At 71.7% G+C, this 17,270-nt stretch carries 15 protein-coding genes, 1 tRNA gene and 1 pseudogene; 1 reads left to right on the top strand and 16 read right to left on the bottom strand.

All coding sequences use genetic code 11. The features are described 5' to 3' along the window. Positions 1-157: 157 nt before the first annotated feature. Complete coding sequence (locus ACIO9K_RS04885) at positions 158-1,123, bottom strand: aldo/keto reductase (RefSeq protein ID WP_363619491.1); 966 nt, start codon at positions 1,121-1,123, stop codon at positions 158-160. Between the two features lie 154 nt (positions 1,124-1,277). Between ACIO9K_RS04885 and ACIO9K_RS04880 the strand changes: the two genes are divergently transcribed. Beyond that, entirely contained in the window at positions 1,278-1,487 is a 210-nt protein-coding gene (locus ACIO9K_RS04880; protein ID WP_350876437.1) for a hypothetical protein, read from the top strand. 75 nt (positions 1,488-1,562) lie between these two features. On the opposite strand, the gene ACIO9K_RS04875 is transcribed toward ACIO9K_RS04880, so the two are convergent. The 15 genes and pseudogenes from ACIO9K_RS04875 to ACIO9K_RS04805 form a co-directional block, all read right to left on the bottom strand. Next, positions 1,563-2,603 (bottom strand): endo alpha-1,4 polygalactosaminidase, encoded by a 1,041-nt coding sequence (locus ACIO9K_RS04875; RefSeq protein WP_363579766.1) that lies wholly within the window; start codon positions 2,601-2,603, stop codon positions 1,563-1,565. Positions 2,604-2,625: 22 nt separating this feature from the next. Then, positions 2,626-3,321 carry a spherulation-specific family 4 protein gene (locus ACIO9K_RS04870; RefSeq protein WP_363579765.1) on the bottom strand — a complete coding sequence of 232 codons (696 nt, stop codon included), beginning with the start codon at positions 3,319-3,321 and terminating at the stop codon, positions 2,626-2,628. After that, entirely contained in the window at positions 3,318-4,235 is a 918-nt protein-coding gene (locus ACIO9K_RS04865; RefSeq protein WP_363619492.1) for an NAD(P)-dependent oxidoreductase, read from the bottom strand. The genes ACIO9K_RS04870 and ACIO9K_RS04865 overlap by 4 nt, the downstream gene beginning before the upstream one ends. A gap of 125 nt (positions 4,236-4,360) precedes the next feature. Further along, a pseudogene (locus ACIO9K_RS04860) lies at positions 4,361-5,062 on the bottom strand (NDP-sugar synthase); the annotation flags it as partial. A gap of 74 nt (positions 5,063-5,136) precedes the next feature. Beyond that, on the bottom strand, positions 5,137-6,129 hold the full coding sequence (locus ACIO9K_RS04855; protein ID WP_363619493.1) for an SDR family NAD(P)-dependent oxidoreductase: 993 nt from the start codon (positions 6,127-6,129) through the stop codon (positions 5,137-5,139). Between the two features lie 183 nt (positions 6,130-6,312). After that, a complete protein-coding gene (locus ACIO9K_RS04850) occupies positions 6,313-7,830 on the bottom strand; it encodes a hypothetical protein (RefSeq protein ID WP_400327124.1) in 1,518 nt (505 codons plus the stop codon). 73 nt (positions 7,831-7,903) lie between these two features. Next, positions 7,904-9,418, bottom strand: a complete 1,515-nt coding sequence (gene pelF, locus ACIO9K_RS04845) for a GT4 family glycosyltransferase PelF (protein WP_350876425.1) — start codon at positions 9,416-9,418, stop codon at positions 7,904-7,906. Between the two features lie 114 nt (positions 9,419-9,532). Beyond that, positions 9,533-11,884, bottom strand: a complete 2,352-nt coding sequence (locus tag ACIO9K_RS04840) for a hypothetical protein (RefSeq protein WP_363619497.1) — start codon at positions 11,882-11,884, stop codon at positions 9,533-9,535. A 786-nt stretch (positions 11,885-12,670) separates the two neighbouring features. After that, positions 12,671-13,564, bottom strand: a complete 894-nt coding sequence (locus ACIO9K_RS04835) for an RNA polymerase sigma factor SigF (protein ID WP_350876421.1) — start codon at positions 13,562-13,564, stop codon at positions 12,671-12,673. Positions 13,565-13,708: 144 nt separating this feature from the next. Beyond that, entirely contained in the window at positions 13,709-14,491 is a 783-nt protein-coding gene (locus ACIO9K_RS04830; RefSeq protein ID WP_244293642.1) for an RNA polymerase sigma factor SigF, read from the bottom strand. A 338-nt stretch (positions 14,492-14,829) separates the two neighbouring features. After that, positions 14,830-15,123 (bottom strand): Dabb family protein, encoded by a 294-nt coding sequence (locus ACIO9K_RS04825; RefSeq protein ID WP_063348630.1) that lies wholly within the window; start codon positions 15,121-15,123, stop codon positions 14,830-14,832. Positions 15,124-15,215: 92 nt separating this feature from the next. Further along, positions 15,216-15,380 carry a hypothetical protein gene (locus tag ACIO9K_RS04820; protein ID WP_167745863.1) on the bottom strand — a complete coding sequence of 55 codons (165 nt, stop codon included), beginning with the start codon at positions 15,378-15,380 and terminating at the stop codon, positions 15,216-15,218. A gap of 452 nt (positions 15,381-15,832) precedes the next feature. Continuing rightward, a tRNA-Ser gene (locus ACIO9K_RS04815) sits at positions 15,833-15,919 on the bottom strand. A gap of 93 nt (positions 15,920-16,012) precedes the next feature. Then, positions 16,013-16,540, bottom strand: coding sequence for a tRNA adenosine(34) deaminase TadA (gene tadA / locus ACIO9K_RS04810; protein ID WP_400327121.1), 528 nt, complete (start codon positions 16,538-16,540; stop codon positions 16,013-16,015). Between the two features lie 51 nt (positions 16,541-16,591). After that, on the bottom strand, positions 16,592-17,128 hold the full coding sequence (locus ACIO9K_RS04805; protein ID WP_363579757.1) for a tRNA adenosine deaminase-associated protein: 537 nt from the start codon (positions 17,126-17,128) through the stop codon (positions 16,592-16,594). Positions 17,129-17,270 lie beyond the last annotated feature (142 nt).

Below are 17,270 nucleotides of genomic sequence, written 5' to 3'. Positions count from 1 at the left end.
GATTCGGCGTTGAAGTCCCGCTCCGCGTCAGGTCGTTCGTGGACCAAGTCCGTCACTGCGGACGGCGTTCCCAACCGGGCGGGGTTCGCCGGGAACGGGCGCAGGCTGCGAACGGGCCCGGGTGGGGGCGGGTTCGCAGCCTGCGGGTGGGGCGGGGTCAGGCGGAGGCGGCGTCGAGGAGGGCGGTCTGTTCGGGGGTGAGCCGGAGCGTGGTGGCTGCCAGCAGGGGCGGGAGCTGCTCGACGGTGCGGGCGCTGGCGATGGGGGCGGCGACCGTCGGCCGCCCGGCCAGCCAGGAGAGGGCGACCGTGGCGAGGGCGACGCCCTGCTCCCCGGCGACGGTGTCCAGGGCTGCCAGCACCTTCGGGCCGCGCGGGTCGTCCAGGTAGCGGGCGGCGCCCTCGGAGCGGGCGCTGTCGACGCCTGGGCCGCCGGGGCGGTACTTGCCGGTGAGGAACCCGGAGGCGAGCGCGTAGTACGGGACGGTGGCGAGGCCGTGCTCGGCGACCACGTCGGCCAGCGGGCCCTCGAAGGTGCCGCGCGAGACCAGGTTGTAGTGCGGCTGGACGGCGACGTACTTGGCCAGGCCCTCGCGGTCGGCGAAGGCCAGCGCCTCGGACAGCCGCTCGGCGCCGATGTTGGAGGCGCCGACCGCGGCGACCTTGCCCTCGCGGACCAGCTCGTCCAGTGCGGTGACGAACTCCTCGACCGGGGTGTCGTCGTCCCGGTGGGTGTAGTACAGGTCGATCCGCTCGACGCCCAGGCGGCGCAGCGAACCCTCGGCCGCGGCCTTGATGTTGGCCGCGCCCAGACCGCCGGCCTCGGGGTGCATGCCGACCTTGGTGGCGATCACGACGTCGTCGCGGTTGCCGCGGCTGCGCAGCCAGTTGCCGAGGACGGTCTCGGACTCGCCGCCGGTGTTGCCCGGGGCCCAGGCCGAGTAGACGTCGGCGGTGTCGACGAAGTTGCCGCCGGCCGCGGCGTAGGCGTCCAGGACGGCGAAGGACTGCTGCTCGTCGGCCGTCCAGCCGAAGACGTTGCCGCCGAGGGAGAGCGGGAAGACGGACAGGTCGGAGGCGCCGAGGCGGACCCGGCCCGGGGCGTCGCTGTGGTTTCCGGTCATGGTCGGATTCAACCGGATCGCACTGGGCGGCATTCCGCGTGTCGGGCGGACTTCACGAGGATGTCGTACCGCCGTTGCGCGACCGGGTGGTGGGGGTCGCGCAGGAGGGGTCCGGGGTGTCCGTGAGGTGGGCGGATTCGTTAGAGTCCGTGCCATGGCTGACAACGACTACGACCCCGCCGGCAGCACCCAGATGTTCCGGGCGTTCGTCGACGAGACCCCGGCGGCCCCGCAGGCGCCGGGCACCGTCTCCACCTACGGCCGCAGCAACAGCGGTGGTGGTGGCCGCACCGGCGTGATCGCGCTGGTCGCCGTCATCGTGCTGGCCGTGTTGGGCGGCGTCATCTGGCTGGCGGTCAAGTGATCCTCGCGCGGGTGACCCGGACGAGGGTCACCCGCGCGACGGAAACCGGTGCGCCGAGGACCGGTGCGCCGGTGCTCAGCAGGGCTTGCGCCAGGCGTCCAGGTCGAGCTTCTTCTGCATCGAACTGAAGCCGAGCGACTTGGCCTTGGCGCAGAACTGGTCCGTGCCGAGCTTGTACTCGACGTGGAAGACCGCCTTGCCCGCCTTGACGAACGGCGCGACCCGGTCGCACTCGTCGAACTGCGAGCACTCCTCGTTGACCGCGAAGTCGAAGTCCGGCAGCAGCGCCGGGATCTGGTCGAGGTCGTTCTTCAGGCCGATGGCCAGGCCGCGTTCGTGGGCGAGCTGGGCCAGCATGCGGTTGTACTTGATCTGGTCGTCAGGAGTGAGCGGGAAACCGCTGTTCTGGTTGTAGGCCTCGATGGTGTCCGGCTCGATGGCGTCGAAGCCCTTGCTCTTGCACATGTCGAAGCGGGCCGCCATCAGCGGCTTGAGCTGGTCGAGCTTGCGGATGTCGAACCACTTCTCGCCCTTCCAGCCGGTGTCGGAGCCCTGCAAGGACTTGGCGAAGGCCGCGGAGTCGGGGCGGAAGTTCTCCCAGGAGCCGGCGTTGATGTAGCAGATCACCTTGCGGCCCTTGGCGTGCAGCGCGGCCACCACCGAGGCGTCGTTCTCGAAGCCGTCGATGTCGTAGACCGGGACGTCCACGGACTGGTCGACGGTGCCGCCGAGCTGCCACTGCCAGGCGAGGCCCGGGGTGGGCTGCCAGCGGGCGCCGGCCGGCTGCGGGGCGGTGGTGCCGCCGGGAGTTCCGCCCGGGGTCCCGGGGGTGCCCGGGGCGGTGGTGGCGCCCGGGGGCGTGGTGGCGGCGGGCGCGGTGGGCGAGCCGGGGGCGCTGGGCGTGCCGGGGGCCGGGGGTGTGGTGCCGGCGTCCGACGGGGTGCCCGGGGTTGCGCTGCCGTCCGGGGTGGTCGGGGCGGTGGCCGCGGGCGGGCTGCTCGGGGAGCCGTCGGCCGAGGAGCCGTCGTCGTCCGAGCCTGAGCTGCTGCACGAGGTCGCCAGCAGGGCGGCGGCGATGGTGATGGCGGCCGGCAGGAGCCGGGTACGGCGGTTCACGGTAGTCGAACTCCGGATCGGGTCAGGTCAGTTCAGCAGCGGTCAGGCCGTAGGGCAGGGTGCGCCAGGGGTTCTCCCCGGCGCCCGGTACGGCGCAGCCGACGCCGGCCCGGCGGGCGGCGATCAGCGCGGTGGCGTCCTCGGCGTGTTCGGCGGGGACGTCGTACACCAGGTGGCAGAAGCGGGAGGCCGCGTGGCGGCCGGTCCACAGCGGGAGCGTCATCGCGCGGTACGTGTCCCAGTCGCCCTCGAAGGTGACCAGCAGGTCGGCCAGGCCGACTTCGGCGTACCCCGGGTCGGGGTGCTCGCCGTGGCCGAAGACCACGGTGCCGCAGCCGGCCGCGCGCGCGGCCGTGGCCAGCCGCCGGTAGTGCGCGAGGGCGCCCGGGTGGGTGGCCACCTGGTCGAGGTAGACGCCGGTGATGTCGTGGCGTTGACGGTAGGTCAGGATGTCGGCGACCACCGCCGCGTGCGGTCGGCGGCCGTAGTCGGTGTCGGTGTAGCCGACCAACGGCACTCCGGCCGCGCGGAGTCGGTCGGCGGCCTCGGCGAAGACGTTGTCCGGGTTCTCGCCCGGCCCGTCGGCGAGGTTGAGCACGACGGCGGCGATCCGGCCCGGGTCGGCGGCGGCGACCGCCTGCCAGGCCGCCGGGTCCACCGCGGGGTGGACGTACAGCGGCACCAGCAGGCGGCCGTCGGGGATGATCCCGCCGGTCATGCGACGACCGGTGGGGAGGCGGGCTCGGCGGTGCTGAGCCACAGGTCGCGCAGGGTGTCGGCGAGGTCCGTCTCCGGGTGCCAGTCGAGCTCCCGGGCGGCGGCCGACACGTCGGCCTGCTGCCAGGAGACCGCGGCCGAGCGCTCGGAGCCCGCCCCGCTCTCGTCGATCCGGCCGGTGAAGCCGGCCGCGGTGACCAGCCCGTCCGCGATCGCCCGGACCTGCCGGGCCTGCCCGGAGGCGAGGTTGAGCACCCGGGGGAGCGGACGGTCCGCGGCGGCGGCCAGGCCGACCGCGCGGGCGATGTCCCGGGCGTCGACGAAGTCGCGGTAGGCGGAGAGGTCGCCGACCGTGATCACGCCGTCGGCGCCCTCTGGCGCCACCCGGAGCAGCTCGGCGGCCAGCCGGCCGGGCAGCGAGCCCGCCGGTGCCCCCGGGCCGACCGGGTTGAACACCCGCAGGACCACGGCGTCCAGCGCCGAGCCCGCCACCGCGAGGGAGCCGGCCAGCTTGGTCGCGCCGTACACGCCGACCGGGCGGGCGTCGGAGTCCTCGGACAGCGAACTGCCTGCCGGACAGACGCCGTACTCGCCGGCCGAACCGATGTGCACCAGCCGGGTCTTCGGGGCGCCGAGCTGCAGCGCCTCGCAGAGCACGGCCGGGCCGCGCGCGTTCACCTCGGCGAGCTTGACCGCGCTGCCGGCCACCGCGCCGGCGAAGTTGACCACCACGTCGGGTGCCAGCGCGGCGAGTTCCTCGCCGAGCGGGCCGGCCTGGGCGGTGGCCAGGTCCAGCCGGAGGTCGTGGGCGGGCCGCCGGCCCGCGGTCAGCACGGTGGCACCGGGCAGTGACCGCAGGACGGCGGTGGCGTGACGGCCGAGGAAGCCGTCGCCGCCGAGGAGCAGGATTCTCACGCGGCCCGTCCGTCACTCTGGGCGCCCGCGGTGGCGGGAGCCTCGGCCGTGTCGTCCGGGGCGGTGCGGGCGGCCGGGATCGGCAGCTCCGCCGCGCCCTGGCCGGCGCCGGCCGACTCGAAGGGCATCAGCACCGGTCGGATGGACGAGAATTCGGCGTTCGCCCGGTCGTAGTCGTCCGGGCGGCCGATGTCCAGCCAGTAGCCGCCGAAGTCGTACGCGGCGGGCGGGGTCTTGGCGGCGAGCAGGTCCAGCACCAGCTCGTCGAAGCCCAGCGGCAGGCCGGGGGTGTACTTGGCGAGTGCCGAACGGGACACGCCGTACACGCCCATCGAGACGCGGTAGTCGATGCTCGGCTTCTCCTGGAAGCCGGTGATGCTGCCGGACTCGGCGGTCAGCACACCGAAGTCGATCTTCACCTGACGGGCGTAGGTGGCGATGGTGAGCGGCGCCCCGGACGCCTCGTGGTGCTTGAGCACCCCGGCGAAGTCCAGGTCGGTGAGGATGTCGCCGTTCATCACCAGGAAGTGCTCCGGCAGGCGGTCCTGCATGGTGAGCAGCGGGCCCATGGTGCCGAGCGGGCTGTCCTCGACGGCGTAGCCGACCCGCAGCCCCCACTGGGAGCCGTTGCCGACGTACGCGCGGATGATGTGGCCGAGGTGGCCGATGGCCAGGGTGACGGTCTTGAAGCCCGCGGCGGCGAGCTGGCGCATCACGATCTCCAGGATCGCGTGCTGGTCGCCGATCGGGACGAGCGGCTTGGGAAGCGCGGTGGTGTACGGGCGGAGGCGGACGCCCTTACCGCCGGCCAGGATCACTGCATGCATGGTGTTTCCCCCACGGAAAGGATGTGCAGGACACGAACCTTGGTTACCAGGACGGGCATTGATCGCTACGGCGGTCAGACGTTGTAGATGTCGGTCTTGTAGCGGGCCAGGTTGGCCGGGTCGCGGAAGAACTCGATGGTCTGCTCCAGGCCCTGCTCCAGGGTGAACTGGGGGGCCCAGCCGGTGGCCTCGCGCAGCCGGGTGGCGTCCGCGACCAGGCGCATGACCTCGGAGTTGGCCGGGCGGATGCGCTGCTCGTCCTCCTTCACCAGGAGGTCGACGCCCATCAGCTTGCCGACCAGGGAGACCAGGTCGCCGACCGAGATCTCGCCGCCGGTGCCGGCGTTGAAGGTCCTGCCGACCACGGTCTCGGCGGGAGCGGTGCCGACCGTGCGGAACGCGTGCGCGGTGTCCTTGACGAACATGAAGTCGCGGGTCGGGCGCAGGTCGCCGAGGGTGATCTCGGTCTCGCCGGCGGCGACCTGGGCGATCACGGTCGGGATGACGGCGCGCATCGACTGACGCGGGCCGAAGGTGTTGAACGGGCGCAGGGTGACGACCGGGGTCTCGAAGCTGGCGTGGTAGCTGTCGGCCAGCCGGTCCCCGCCGGCCTTGGAGGCGGCGTACGGGGACTGGGTGTTGATCGGGTGGTCCTCGGTGATCGGCACGGTCTGCGCGGTGCCGTACGTCTCGCTGGTGGAGGTGTGCACCAGGCGCGGGATCTCCTGGTGGCGCACCGCCTCCAGCACGTTCAGGGTGCCGGTGACGTTGGTGTCGACGTACGAGTGCGGGGCCCGGTAGGAGTACGGGATCGCTATCAGGGCGGCCAGGTGGTAGACCGCCTCGGTGCCCTTGACCAGGCCGTTGACCGAGCCCGGGTCCCGGACGTCGCCGAGGACGATCTCGACCGAGTCCAGCACCTCCTTGGGCAGGGTCTCCAGCCAGCCGAAGGACGAGAAGGAGTTGTACTGGACCATGGCCCGGACCTGGTGCCCGTCGGCAACCAGGGACTCGACGAGGTGGGAGCCGATGAAGCCCTCGGCTCCGGTGACCGCGACGCTGCTCATGCGTGATTCGCTCTCTCGATTTTGGGAACGGCCGGACTCCCGGTGGCGACCGGCCGGTGGTGGTTCAGCTGTGCCGTGAAGCGTGTTCGGGTGAAGCGTGTTGCGGTGAAGCGCGTTGTGGAGCGTGTTCAGGTGGAGCGGGTCCAGCGGTGCACGCGAATTGGGCGTGCGTGATTTCGGTGTTCAGCGGTGCTGGGTGGTGCGGCCGAGCGCAGGCCCGGCGATGGCGGTGAGGAGCAAGGCGGCCGCCCCGCAGCCGATCAGCTGCAGGACGATCGGATCCGCACCGGTCAGCAGCCCGGCGCTCTCGGCACCCGCGGCGGCCAGACAGATGAGGGCGGTGCTCCAGCTGAACCCGAAGGCGTTCAGCAGCAGCGCCAGCCAGAGCGAGCCGCCGAGGAGCAGCATCGCGCCGAGCTGCGGCACGCCGAGCGCGGGGGCGCCGGGCCACAGCACGGTCGTGGCGGCGTCCAGCGCGGCCACGGTGGTGAGGTAGATGAACAGGCAGCCGAGCAGGATCCCGCCGGTGCGGCGGGTGAACTGCCCGCTGGTGTGACTGGTGCGCAGCGCGGCCACGGCCATCGCCCGGTAGCGGAAGAGCAGCCACTCGGCGAGGCCGAGACTGAGCGTCAGCGCGATCATGGCCGGTCCGGTCGGGGTGGCCTTCGCGCCGTGCGCGGCGCCGGTCTGCACGGCCTGGTGGATGGTCTCGCCGAGGCCGGCGATCAGCGTGAGGGTGCCGCAGGCCAGGCCGAACAGCAGGTGCGGGACCTCCTGGCGGATCGGCAGCTTCAGCTCGACGGACTCCTTCTCGCCGCCGCGGATGCAGAACAGCAGCTCCCGGGCGGCCAGGCCGACCGCCAGCACCAGCGAGACGAGCAGCACGACCGTCCGCACGACCTGCGGGACGTCCGCGGCCAGCACCACGCCCGCGCCCACCGAGGCCGGAACCAGGGCCAGCAGCAGGAACTTCTCCCGCCCCAGCACCAGCAGGACGGTGGCCGCGCCCAGGTACAGCGACTGCCCGGCGGCGAAGAAGAGCGCGCCCAGCGGCCCGCCGACCACGTACGCCGCGGCGGACGCGACCAGTGCGCCCAGCGGCGCCCCGAGGGCCAGGCAGATCGCGGCCTCGCGGCGCCGCAGCCGGCCGAGCCAGCGGTACGAGCGGTGTGCCAGCGCCTGGTTGAAGCCCCAGCTGACCAGCGTCGCGACGGACAGCGCGAGCATGCCGGAGGGCAGGCCGAACCGCATCCGGGTGGCCGCGAACAGGTTGGCGCCGAGCAGGTAGCCGAGCCCGGGCAGGGCGAACACCAGGCCGCGCACGACGCAGCGCCAGGGGTCGGCCCGCCACGGGTTGGCGAACTCGGAGCTCGGGCCGGGATAGCGGCGCTCGACCTTCTCGAACAGCTCCTCGGCGAGGGTGAACGAGTCGGGGCGGCCGTACAGCAGGGCAGCCTGCTCGTCGGAAAGGCCGTCGGACTCCAGGAACGCGGCGATCTCGTACGGGTGGACGGCATCGGCGCAGATGTCGTGCAGCCGCTCGGCGAGCTCGTCCAGCGGGTCCGCAGAGAGGTCGAGCTGCTCCTCGGGCTCGGGCTGGGTCGGCAGGGCGGGGCGGCGGCGCTTGAGCGGCAGGGTGCGCAGCTGCATCGTCCGCTCGGAGCCGCCCTCGTCCTCCACGAGCCGCAGGGGCCCACTCATGCTGCCACCTCGCTGCGTTCGGCGGCCGCTTCGCGGTACACGCACCTGTCGATGGTTCTCTCGCTCCGCTCGTTCACGCGCCCACCTCGCTGTGCTGGGGCTGGGCGGCGGCGAGCTGCTGGTCCCAGTCGGTGGTGGGGGTCTGGTCGGTGACGGCCACCACGCCGTCCGGCATCCAGCGGGCGGTGCCGAGGAGTTCGGTGTAGATGCCCCGGAAGCCGTCGATGTTCTGGCGGAGCGTGAACTGTTCGATGACCCGCAGCCGGGCCTGTTCGCCCAGGCGGGCGCGCCGTTCGGCGTCGCGCAGCAGCTCGATCGCGGCGGCCGCCATCGGTTCGGGTTCGCGGGGAGGGACGACGAGTCCGGTGTCGCCGACGGCTTCGCGGACGCCGCCGACGTCGGTCGAGACGGTCGCGCGGCCGCAGGACATCGCCTCGATCAGGGTGAACGGGAAGCCCTCGCTGATGCTGGAGAGCATGACCACGTTGCCCGCCGCGTACGCGTCGGTGATGTCGGCGACGCGGCCCTCGAAGGCCACCGAGTCGGCGATGCCGAGTTCGGCGGCCAGGGCTATGCAGCCGTCCCGGTAGGCCTCGCCGCCCTTGGGGGTTCCGCCGAAGAGCCGCAGCCGCGCCTCGGGGATCTCACGGTGGACGATGGCGAAGGCCCGGATCAGCGTCTCCAGGTCCTTGATCGGGTCGACCCGGCCGGCCCAGCTGAGGGTCGGCGTCTCGGGTTCGGGCCCGGCGGGCGGGAAGGCCGCCGGGTCCACGCCGTTGTAGACGGTGCGGATGTGGGCGGACGGCGTGCCGCCGCGCTCCTCCCAGCGCCGGTTGTACCGGTTGCCGGGGGTGACCAGCGCGGCCTGCCGGTAGCTCTCCTCGGCCAGCATCCGGTAGAAGCCGAGCAGCAGCGCCTTGACCGGCCAGCGGTACGGGCCGGTGCGGTAGCCGAGGTAGCGCTCGCGCAGGTAGATGCCGTGCTCGGTGAGCAGAAACGGTACGCCGTACTGCTGGGCGGCGATCAGCCCCGGCAGGGTGGCCAGCCCGCCGCTGGCGGCGTGCGCGACGCCGCCGGTGGGCGGTTCGACCGAGAGCGGCCGCAGGGCGTGCTCCAGCAGGTCGGTGGCGTTCAGGGCGTCGTGCATGGTGGGCCGGGAGACGGCGGTGGGCAGGTAGTCCCGGGTCCAGACGTGCTGGAGGGTGCGCAGGGCGCGCTCGCTGCGCAGCGCCGGGCTGAGCAGCCCGCGCCGGGCGAGGTCGGCGAAGCCGTACAGCTCGGTGCCGAAGTGGGTGGTGTAGACCGGATCGAGGATGGAGTGGAGGAAGCGCTCGTACGCGTTGAGGAAGCGCCGCATCTCCTTGCCGCGGGGCGGTCCGGCCTCGGAGGCCGGGCCCCACAGCGGTGCGGTCGTGACCGACCGCACGTTGGCGGGCAGTTCCCAGGCCAGCGGTTCCTGGCCGGTACCAGTGACGGCGATGACGTCGAAGTCGACGTCCGGCATGCCTTGAACGAGCTGGTCGCACCAGACACTCACACCGCCGTGCTGGTGCGGATACGTCCCCTCGGTGAGCAGGGTGACGCGCATCTCCTGTCCCCCCTCCTGTTCCTTGCTTCGGTGTCCGGTCTGGGTGGCCGGAACGGGACCCGAGGCAGGGCCGGACCGGGCGACCGGCCCGGCCCCGCCATCGGGTGCTGCGGGCTACCGGTTGCCGGAGCGTCCGGTGGTACTGGTGCCGAGCGAGGCCGCCCCCCCGGTGGCCTTACCGCTCTTGGCGGCAGCGGCGGTGCCGCCGTTGCCGTCGGTGGCGACGCCCTTGCCGGGCACCGGGGTTCCGCTACCGGGGACCAGGGTCGGGGCGCTGGTACGACCGGTGTCGCTCGGGCCCACCGGGACGGGAGTGGCGACGCCCTGCGGGACGACCTTCTTGTCCGCCGGGGCCGGGGCCGGGACGGACTTGGCCGCGACGCCGGGGGCGACGGCGGCCGGGGCGGCCGGGGTGCCGGCCGAGGGGAGCTGCAGGGAGACGCTGCTCTGCAGGGTGCCCGGGGACACCCAACCGGAGAGCGTACCGGCGTAGGACGAACCGAAGGCGGTCGATCCGATGACCAGCTTCTGAGAAGTTCCGGTCGGCATGGTGGCCTGGACCTGAACACCGGCCGGAGCGTTGACCGTGATGGTGTTGCCGACCCGGTAGCCGGTGACCTGGCCGGCCGAGACGGCCGAGTTCCAGGCGGCGCGGCGCTGGAACTCCAGGCCGATCTCGCGCTCGCCGAGGTTCACGATCGGGGTGTTGTCGGCGTGCAGCGACCGGTAGGTGCCGAGGATCTTCTCCAGCACCGGGTAGAGGATCCGGTCCTCGGACAGGTTCGACTGGTGGATGAAGTGCGGCCTCGGGTCGTTGCTCAGCACGTGCCCGAGGTCGATCCGGGCCTCCAGCGGCACGATGTACGACTGGAATCCGGTGTTGACGTCCAGCGGCTGCGTCAGGCAGGTGGAGTTGGCGTTGTTCTCACAGACGCCGCTGCCGCCGTTGGCCTTGCTGGTGTAGATCCAGTTGTACTCGTCGGCCTCCTCCTTCGCCGTGCCGGCGTTGTAGAAGACGTTCATCGGGTAGCGCGGCACGGTCAGCGTGGACGAGCCGACGGTCCGCTGGGCGGGCTCGCGGGAGGCGTCGCTGCCGGTGAACTTGATGCCGTTGGCGGCCAGCGCCGGCGCCAGGTTCGGGTTGTCGCTGGTCTCCTGCGGGGCGGTCAGCAGACCGGAGTGCTCGCCGGTGACCAGGGCCTGCGGGTCGACCTTCAGGCCGTTCTTGGCGGCCCAGTCGAAGTTGTCCTTGATCTGGCCCGAGATGGTGTTCTGGTCGGTCCAGACGGTCTTGCCCGAGGAGTCCTTGGTGCAGCGCCACGGCACCACGGTGACGTCCTGGACGCAGCCCAGGTACGGGTGGGTGTAGGTGTGGTTGACCCAGCGGTAGCTGTTCTGGTCGGCGATCATCTGGTTGGCCGTGGGGTCCACCGTGGTCTGGTGGTCGGCCTTCCAGTCCTCGCTGCCGCCACCGTTGAACACCATGTCCAGGGTGAAGTTGTTGGCGGTCTGCCACTGCTTGAGGTGCTGGGCGTCGTCCGGCGTCATCCGGATCGGGTTGGCCGTGTCCGGGGTGCCGGGCGGGCAGGTGACGTCGCCGGGGGTGCACTTGAGCACGGTGTCCCAGCGGTCGTCGGCCAGGAAGACGTCGTCCACGTGGGCCGCGAAGTAGTTGCGGTCGTAGCCGAGGTGGACGCCCTGGGTGATCCAGTCGACCATGCCGCGGGCCAGCAGGCGGTACTGCTGCTGGTACTGGTTGTAGACGAACGTGACGACCAGTTCCTTGCGGCCGTCGTGGGTGTACTCGCCGACCAGCGAACCGCGCGAGGTGGTGCTCGGGATCGCGGCGTCGACCAGCGGGACGAACGAGGCGCCGGCCGGCAGGGTGGCCAGTGGCGTGGCCAGGTAACCGTAACTCTCGCTGACGGTCGGATCGTTGTCCTCGAACGGCACGCTGCCCTTCAGGTACCCGAACGGGCCCGAAGTGCCGGCCGTGGTGGTGGCTCCCTGGAATCCGTCCAGCGTGCCGTAGTAACCGGGATTCACCGCGTAGTTCAGCCCCACCGCAGGACTGGCGAACGTGTACGCGTCGATCTGCCGGATTCCGAATGCGGCTTCGTAGCCCGCGATGGCCGTCATCTCGGCCGCACTGTTGGGGAAGGGGTTTTCGTTGGGAAGGACGATGCCCTGGTACTTCCCGCGGGGCTGGCCGTTCACCGTGTCGCTGAGGAAAGCGGAGTTGATGATGGGACGGTTGGTGTCGTTGAGGTTGACGACCTTGTACGGGGTGCCCTGGTTCTTGAGTTCGGCGGTGATCGCCGCGACCGACGGGCCTCCGTCGTCGATGACCAGGATGGTGAGGTCGATCCTGGGCGGCGTGTCGCCGTGGGCCAGGGTGGTCTGCAGGCCGCTGGCCAGCAGAACTGCCGCCGCGCACGCGGCAACTCTTCGGGTCGCTCGACCCATGGTGATCCTCCCCTTGGGTAGGCGCCTCGCTGCTCAGCGCTCGCCTGCCCTGTAGCTGTTCGCGGGCAGCAGGCTGCCCGGCGCCCATCCTGGTCGAGGGGGGCCTCTGCGAGGGACCAATTGGGCGAGAGTGCAGCGAACCTGTTACCAACGTTCATGGCGAAGCCATGAAGGCGCCGATTGTGACCGGAACCGGACCGGCCATGCAAATAATGAATTGAGAATGAAAAAGCGGAAGCTGAGAGCTACACCTGGTTACCACCCGTGCGGCTTGGGCGGACCACCGGACACCTACACTGTCGTCGTCGCGCATGACACTCTTGCACATCTTGCCGACGCCTTGGGCAGGTTCATGCAATATCGGGCACCGCTGTGCCATGTGACAGTCCGAATATGCAATGGAGGTGCTCGTGCGGCCGATCGGCGGACCGAGTCCGGTGCAATCGGGGCCGGGCGGAAAGCGGCGCCGGAGCCGGTCGAACGGCGCTGGTCGGGCGCAGTCCCGGACTGCGCGGTGCGCTCGACGACCGTGATCCCGGCGGCTATTGGACGGTCGACGGGCGGGCGCCGCGGCCCTGTGCAGTGATGGCCTGAACCATGTCATTACCGACGAGTTCGGCCCGCTGCGCGCACGCCGCCGGCGCCGACCGCGGAACCGTCCTCGCCGACTACCTGCGCACCGTCGAGCGCGCCGCCGCAGTGGCCGGCCCGGGTGATGGACGGCGCCGTCCTGGCAGGCTGCGCATCAGCCTGCCAGGACGGCGACGGAGGGCTTCCCTGGGCCTGTCAGCCCTCGCTGATCAGGCCCTCACGGAGCTGGGTCAGCGTCCTGGTGAGCAGCCGGGAGACGTGCATCTGGGAGATGCCGATCTCCTCGCCGATCTGCGACTGAGTGAGGTTGCCGAAGAACCGCAGCATGATGATCCGGCGCTCGCGCGGCGGCAGCTTGGCCAGCAGCGGCTTCAGCGACTCCCGGTACTCGACGCCTTCCAGCGCGAGGTCCTCGTAGCCGAGCCGCTCGGCCAGCGGTCCGTCGCCGTCCTCCTCGCTGGGGCTGGAGTCGAGCGAGCTGGCGGTGTACGCGTTGCCCACTGCGAGGCCCTCGACCACGTCCTCCTCGCTGACCCCCAGGCAGGTGGCCAGCTCGGCGACGGTGGGGGAGCGGTCCAGCCGCTGGGACAGGTCGTCACCGGCCTTGGTGAGCGCCAGCCGCAGCTCCTGGAGCCGCCGGGGCACCCGGACCGACCAGCTGGTGTCCCGGAAGAAGCGCTTGATCTCGCCCACCACGGTGGGCATCGCGAAGGTGGGGAACTCCACCCCGCGCTCGGGGTCGAACCGGTCGATCGCCTTGATCAGGCCGATGGTGCCGACCTGGACGATGTCCTCCATCGGCTCGTTGCGGCTGCGGAAGCGCGCCGAGGCGTACCGGACCAGCGGCAGGTTGAGCTCGATCAGGGTGTCGCGGACGTACGTGTGCTCCGCGCTGCCCGGTTCCAGGGCGGCCAGCCGCAGGAACAGCGAGCGCGACAGCGTCCGGGTGTCCAGCCCGGAGCCGGGCGGCGTCTCGGGCCCGGGCGGCGCGGCGGCCGGGACCCGCTGGAGCGGGATCCGGTCCTCGGCGACAGCCGTACCGTTGGCCTGACCAGCGTGGATCTCCGCAGTGCCCAGCTCTCCGGACATGCGCCCACCCCCTTGTGACTGACAGTTGAACGGGGGCCGTCGCACGGAGGTTCCCGGCGGGGGCCCTCCCCCTCCATACCGGAACACGGTCCACGGCAAACCCGAACGTCGCAAGATGTCACGCGAGGGTAACGCGCTGCAATCTCAGTCTTCCCAGGAGTTGCCGGTCCGAAGCCTCGTCAGAATGCGGGAGAGCAGCCGCGAGACGTGCATCTGGGACATCCCCAGCTCGGTGCTGATCTGCGACTGGGTCAGGTTGGCGAAGAACCGCAGCATCACGATCCGCCGCTCCCGCTCGGGCAGCTGGACCAGCAGGTGGCGGACCATGTCCCGGTGCTCGACCTCGGCCAGCGCGGAGTCCTCGTAGCCGAGCCGGTCCAGCAGGGCGAGCCCGCCCTCGTGCTCCTGCGCCGCTTCCAGCGAGGCCGCGTTGTAGGCCCGCCCGGCGTCCAGGCAGGCCCGGACGTCCTCCTCGGGGATCCGCAGGCTGGCGGCGATCTCCGGCACCTTGGGGGCCCGGCCGTGCAGCACCGTCAGCTCCTCCATCGCGCCGCTGACCTGGACCCACAGTTCCTGGAGCCGGCGCGGGACGTGCATGGTGCGGACGTTGTCCCGGAAGTAGCGCTTGATCTCGCCGAGGATGGTCGGCAGTGCGTAGGTGGGGAACTGGACGCCGCGGGTGGGGTCGAAGCGGTCGATCGCGTTGATCAGGCCGATGGTGCCGACCTGGACGACGTCCTCCATCGGCTCGCTGCGGCTGCGGAAGCGGGTGGCCGCGTAGCGGACCAGGGGGATGTTCACCTCGATCAGGGCGGCCCGGACCCGCTCCCGCTCGGGGGTGCCCGGGGGCAGCTCCGCGAGCCGTTCGAACAGCACCCGGGTCAGCGTCCGGACGTCCACCGCGGGGCGGCCGCCGGGGCCGCGCAGACCGTCCGGGCGGAGCTCGCCGGCCGGGCTGATGATCGACGCCAGTACCTCGTCGGACACGTCACCCCTCCCTCAGTCGATAACGAAGGGCCCTGCGGATCGGGTGTCGCGGCTGCTTCACCACCTCGCCATGTCCGGCAAAACCGGTCATAGCATCACAAGGCGGGCGCAGGTCGGGCAAGCACCCGGCGGAGGTGTGTTGGTGCGGGGTCGGGGCTTCACCGGGCTTCCCGCCCAGGCGCCGCACGGATCGTTCCGGGGCGGAGCAAGGCGCCCCGTCCGGTGGCCGGACGGGGCGCGGCGGGCCGTCCGAGGGACGGACCCGGGTGCCTCGGGTGTCAGACCTCGATGTCGGCGATCACCCAGGTGGCGAATTCGCGCCACTGGCCGGCCGCGGCCTGATGGGCCGGGTGGGTCAGGTACGCGTGCAGGGCGTCGCGGTCCTCGACCAGGCTGTTGATCGCGTAGTCGTGGGCGATGTCCCGCTCGGTGGTGTTCCAGCCGCACTCCCACTCGCGCAGCTCGGGGATCAGCGAACCCAGCTCGGCGAACGCCTTGGCGCCGGCGAGCGCGCGCTCGTCGTCCTTGCGGACGCCTTCGTTGAGCTTGAACAGGACCAGATGCCGGATCACGATTGCCGCTCCTCGCGGACGGGGACAGAGGGTCCCGCACACCGTAGCCGGTGCGCCGGGGCGGGACGACGGGCCCTACGCGACCGGACGGCTCACTTGATCAGCCCGGTCATGAAGGTGCCGACCGCCTTGGCCGCGTTCGAGATGCCCTCGAAGCCCAGTTGGACGAGCTGGGCGGAGCGGGCCGGCGAGCTGATGATCGAGTAGAGGACGAAGATGAGCAGGAGGGCCATGCCGATCTTCTTCGCCTGCGCCATCGGGTGTCGTCCTCTCCTGCTGTGGGCCGCCGCCATCCGGGTCCCCGAGCGGCCCTGCGGAAGCAGCTTATCCATCGGACGGGCTATCAAGTGTGCGACGCGTTCGCCCGGCGGGACGAAGGTCCCCGTGAGTGGGGCCTTTCTCCGGATGCCCGGAAACGTCCCGGGCGGCAGGATGGGAGACGTGCCGAGGATCTGGCAGGAATCCCCGGTGCGTGGATCCGGAGCTCCCCGCTGTGGGACCGGGCGCCGCGGCTTCCCCCCGACGCGGCGCCGGTTGTGGGACTCCGCCGGGGGAGCGGTCGTCCCCCCGAGCCGCTCCCCCTTTCCAGGCTCCGTACTCTCCGGGCGTTGGTGGTCATCAGCCCGGAGTGCGGAGCCCTTTTCGCGTTCGGGGGTGCGCGGAAACGCCGAGGGCCCGTCCGGATCGGACGGGCCCTCGGGCTCTACAGCGGTAGCGGTGGGATTCGAACCCACGGTGGAGTTGCCCCCACACACGCTTTCGAGGCGTGCTCCTTTGGCCGCTCGGACACGCTACCGAGGGGAACTCTACCGGACGGGTGGCGCGGTCACGAAATCCGTATGGCCGGGCGGCCGACGGGGGAGCCGGCGGCGGAAGTCGGCGCCGGACGTCAGCGGTGGGACTCGAAGAACTCGCGCAACTGCTCGCCGCACTCGTCGGCGAGGACGCCCCAGACCACCTCGGGGCGGTGGTTGAGCCGGCGGTCGCGCATCACGTCGAAGAGCGAGCCGGCCGCGCCGGCCTTCTCGTCGAGGGCGCCGTAGACCACCCGGTCGATCCGGGACAGCACGATGGCGCCGGCGCACATCGTGCAGGGCTCCAGGGTGACGACCAGGGTGCAGCCGCTGAGCCGCCACTCCCCGATCCGTTCGGCCGCCTGCCGGATCGCGACCACCTCGGCGTGCGCGGTCGGGTCGCCGACCGCCTCGCGCTCGTTGTGGCCGCGCCCGATCACCTCGCCGTCCGGGCCCAGGACGAGCGCCCCGACCGGGACGTCGCCGGTGGCCGGCGCCAGGGCGGCCTCGGCGATGGCGAGGCGCATCGGCGCCGCCCAGCGGTCACGGACCGGGTCGGGGCGGACGGGGGCGGGCAGAGGGGCGATGCGGGGGACGGCCTGCGGGGTGGATGCGGACTGCATGGCATCCAGTGTCGGGTATCCGGCGGTGGGCACCGGCCTGGTCACCGCCCGCTACCGGACCGCCTCCAGGACCTCGCCGCAGCCGAGGGCCTCGGCGATCTCCTCCAGGGCGTCGCCCGGGACGGCGCCCTCGCCGCTGAGGGCGAGCAGCTCCTCGGCGGCCAGGCCGAACTCGGTGAGCAGGTGGGCGTCGCCGAGCGGGCCGACCGGGACGCCGCTGCGGGCGTCCTCGTCCTGCTCCTGCGTCTCCTCGTCCTCCTCCAGCTCGACGACCAGGTGGTCCAGGTCGCCGAACTCGCTCTCACCGGCCTGGTCGACCAGCTCGTCGGTGAGGACGGAGCCGTAGGAGCTGCGGGCGGCGGCGGCGCCGTCGGACACGAAGATCCGTGGGTCCTCCTCGCCGTCCACCCGGACGATGGCGAACCAGGCGTCCTCCTGTTCGATGAAGATCAGGACGCTGTCGTCGTCCTGCGTGGAGTCGCGGGCCAGTTCGGTCAGGTCGGCGAGGGTTTCGACGTCGTCGAGCTCCGTCTCGCTCACATCCCACCCGTCCTCGGTGCGAGCAAGCACTGCAGCGAAGTACGCCACCAGGGACACTCCCAAGATCTCGGTCTCGGCTGTCGGCGCGCTCGGGCAACGCGAAAATCTGGCCGCCCCCGCGCCAGAGGCGGTCCGCTCGTTCGGACCGTCCCATCGGAATCGTGACAGAAAGCCCGCCCTTGCGGGGGGT

Source organism: Kitasatospora sp. NPDC087271, assembly GCF_044744605.1.
GTDB lineage: Bacteria > Actinomycetota > Actinomycetes > Streptomycetales > Streptomycetaceae > Kitasatospora.
This window is presented reverse-complemented; position numbering and strand designations above follow the sequence as displayed.

Coding starts and splice junctions, on each gene's coding strand:
- ACIO9K_RS04885 (WP_363619491.1), bottom strand. CDS start 1,123: ATGACCGGAAACCACAGCGACGCCCCGGGCCGGGTCCGCCTCGGCGCC.
- ACIO9K_RS04880 (WP_350876437.1), top strand. CDS start 1,278: ATGGCTGACAACGACTACGACCCCGCCGGCAGCACCCAGATGTTCCGG.
- ACIO9K_RS04870 (WP_363579765.1), bottom strand. CDS start 3,321: ATGACCGGCGGGATCATCCCCGACGGCCGCCTGCTGGTGCCGCTGTAC.
- ACIO9K_RS04855 (WP_363619493.1), bottom strand. CDS start 6,129: ATGAGCAGCGTCGCGGTCACCGGAGCCGAGGGCTTCATCGGCTCCCAC.
- ACIO9K_RS04850 (WP_400327124.1), bottom strand. CDS start 7,830: ATGAGTGGGCCCCTGCGGCTCGTGGAGGACGAGGGCGGCTCCGAGCGG.
- pelF (WP_350876425.1), bottom strand. CDS start 9,418: ATGCGCGTCACCCTGCTCACCGAGGGGACGTATCCGCACCAGCACGGC.
- ACIO9K_RS04840 (WP_363619497.1), bottom strand. CDS start 11,884: ATGGGTCGAGCGACCCGAAGAGTTGCCGCGTGCGCGGCGGCAGTTCTG.
- ACIO9K_RS04835 (WP_350876421.1), bottom strand. CDS start 13,564: ATGTCCGGAGAGCTGGGCACTGCGGAGATCCACGCTGGTCAGGCCAAC.
- ACIO9K_RS04820 (WP_167745863.1), bottom strand. CDS start 15,380: ATGGCGCAGGCGAAGAAGATCGGCATGGCCCTCCTGCTCATCTTCGTC.
- tadA (WP_400327121.1), bottom strand. CDS start 16,540: ATGCAGTCCGCATCCACCCCGCAGGCCGTCCCCCGCATCGCCCCTCTG.